4 tRNA genes are annotated in these 458 nt (G+C 50.0%); all 4 read right to left on the bottom strand.

Annotation, left to right across the window (positions count from 1 at the left end):
• Positions 1-43: 43 nt before the first annotated feature.
• The 4 genes from AC0L0O_RS29990 to AC0L0O_RS29975 all read right to left on the bottom strand — a co-directional run bounded on the left by AC0L0O_RS29990 (position 44) and on the right by AC0L0O_RS29975 (position 408).
• Positions 44-118, bottom strand: a tRNA-Gly gene (locus AC0L0O_RS29990).
• 29 nt (positions 119-147) lie between these two features.
• Positions 148-228 (bottom strand) — tRNA-Leu (locus tag AC0L0O_RS29985).
• 15 nt (positions 229-243) lie between these two features.
• A tRNA-Lys gene (locus tag AC0L0O_RS29980) sits at positions 244-319 on the bottom strand.
• Between the two features lie 13 nt (positions 320-332).
• Positions 333-408: transfer RNA gene (locus AC0L0O_RS29975), tRNA-Thr, on the bottom strand.
• Between the last annotated feature and the right edge of the window lie 50 nt (positions 409-458).

The following is a 458-nucleotide window of genomic DNA, read 5'->3' as shown; positions in this document are numbered from 1 at the left end:
TGCGTCTGCCTGTTCCGCCACCCCGGCATGTCATATTGAAAATTGGAGCGGAAGACGGGATTCGAACCCGCGACCCCAACCTTGGCAAGGTTGTATTCTACCACTGAACTACTTCCGCAAGACATGTTTGAGTTATTTCATTAAAAGTGCGGGTGAAGGGAGTCGAACCCCCACGCCAAAGGCGCTAGATCCTAAGTCTAGTGCGTCTGCCAATTCCGCCACACCCGCATATTTCATTAAAAATGGTGAGCCATGAAGGACTCGAACCTTCGACCCTCTGATTAAAAGTCAGATGCTCTACCAACTGAGCTAATGGCTCTTACAATAAAAACTGGTGCCGACTAGAGGACTTGAACCCCCAACCTACTGATTACAAGTCAGTTGCTCTACCAATTGAGCTAAGTCGGCTAAATGGTGGAGGATGACGGGATCGAACCGCCGACCCCCTGCTTGTAAGG

The organism is Bacillus sp. GS3m_15504, assembly GCF_055825275.1.
Note: the sequence above shows the minus strand (reverse complement) of the source record. Positions and strands in the feature narration are given on the sequence as shown.